The 1422-nt window shown below is 58.8% G+C and carries 3 protein-coding genes; all 3 read right to left on the bottom strand.

Annotated features, from left to right (window positions below):
- Positions 1 to 69: 69 nt before the first annotated feature.
- The 3 genes from BC443_RS13255 to BC443_RS18330 are packed head-to-tail and all read right to left on the bottom strand — an operon-like array spanning position 70 to position 1257.
- Positions 70 to 702, bottom strand: a complete 633-nt coding sequence (locus BC443_RS13255; RefSeq protein WP_170835884.1) for a DDE-type integrase/transposase/recombinase — start codon at positions 700 to 702, stop codon at positions 70 to 72.
- A complete protein-coding gene (locus BC443_RS13250; RefSeq protein ID WP_071232313.1) occupies positions 699 to 1013 on the bottom strand; it encodes a transposase in 315 nt (104 codons plus the stop codon). The genes BC443_RS13255 and BC443_RS13250 overlap by 4 nt, the downstream gene beginning before the upstream one ends.
- A 37-nt stretch (positions 1014 to 1050) precedes the next feature.
- Complete coding sequence (locus tag BC443_RS18330; RefSeq protein WP_139284323.1) at positions 1051 to 1257, bottom strand: hypothetical protein; 207 nt, start codon at positions 1255 to 1257, stop codon at positions 1051 to 1053.
- Between the last annotated feature and the right edge of the window lie 165 nt (positions 1258 to 1422).

Here is a 1422-nt window from a genome sequence, read left to right as displayed (position 1 = left end):
GATGGGGTTGTCGTCGCTCATCCTGTCCTCCTGATGGCTGCACTATACCCTGTGCAGTTCTGGAGGGGGTCACTTCAGTGGTGTGATGAATTCCTGCTTAAGGCCATGGCTTCGAACCAGGCTCGTGTAGCGTCGGCTCGTGAAAACCAGGCCGTTGTCGGAGCGCAGCAGAAACGGTTCTGGTACTCGCCCCAACGAGCCATAGCGGGCGATCAGTGCCTGCTCAAGGGCACTGGCAGCCGTACTTGCCTTGCCACTACGGGACAGGTGCCAGCCCAGTAATTGTCGGGTGTGGCAGTCGATGACCAGCGTCAGCGTCAGCCATCCATCGCGACCGCCCCACACTCGGCAGAGATCGGTCGACCAGCGCTGGTCAGGCGCCGTCGCGACGGAAGGCAAGGCTTGAATACGGGGCCGAAAGCCCACGGCCCGCTTGCGAACTTGCCAACCGCGCAACTGAAAGATGCGCTGGACGGTGTTCTTGTTCATGCCCAGCAGGTGCGCCACCGTGCGGTAGCCAAATGACGGCTCTTCCTCGATGAGTGCCTTGATTGGCGCCGCTAGCTCCGGCCTTACCCTGTGTTCGGATTTCACGGAGCGGTAGTACCAGGTGCGCCGTGGAAAGCCAAACCAGCGGCAAAGTTGGCTGATGGAAACGCGATATCCCTCTTCCCGCAATCCCTGACGGATCGTGTCGATCACGACTCGTCTTTCCCCAGCAGGGATGCCAACTTTTTTCGGGCGCGCAGCTCCAGCATGGCTTCGCCGTAGGCTTCCTGGAGATCCTTCAACTGACGCTCGTATTGCTGGCGAACATCTTCGGGCTTGGCGCGAAGCGCGTTCTCCATGCCGGCTTTGGCCTGATCGACCCAGTCCTCGATCTCGGAGGGAGGAAGATCAAATGCACGACTGGCTTCCGCCACTGTCTGCTTGCCCTGAATGACCTCCATCACCAGGGCCGATTTCCGCTTGGCGGTCCAACGCTTGATCTCATCGTTCATCTCGATGCTCACAGGTGTCTCCTTGTTGGATAATACCCTGAGCAGGAATTCACTGGGTCATTACATGTATTGGCTTACGGTTCTCACCCAGAACACACGCCAGGCGGCGATAGCCATAGGTGGGGAACCGCTCCAGGGTCAGCTTCACCCGTGCCGCCAGATCGGCATTGATGACATGCTGCCGCAGCTTGGGCCGGTAATACAGGCTCCGCCGGGGGAACCCCAGCCAGCGGTAGAGCTTGACGAGCGATACCACATGGCCTTCCTCGGCCAGTTGCGCCTGCAGCGACCTTATGAGTTTTCGTCCTCGTCGAGCAGGCGCTTGAATTTTTTTAGCGCATAGATGTAGGGTCCCGGATGATCGGATCGCCTATAGAAGTTATCCTCTGCTAGCAGCGAGAGAGCTTCTTCAGCAATTCAT

Origin of the sequence: Salinicola sp. MIT1003 (assembly GCF_001858555.1) — a bacterium.
Lineage (GTDB): Bacteria > Pseudomonadota > Gammaproteobacteria > Pseudomonadales > Halomonadaceae > Salinicola > Salinicola salarius.
Note: the sequence above shows the minus strand (reverse complement) of the source record. Positions and strands in the feature narration are given on the sequence as shown.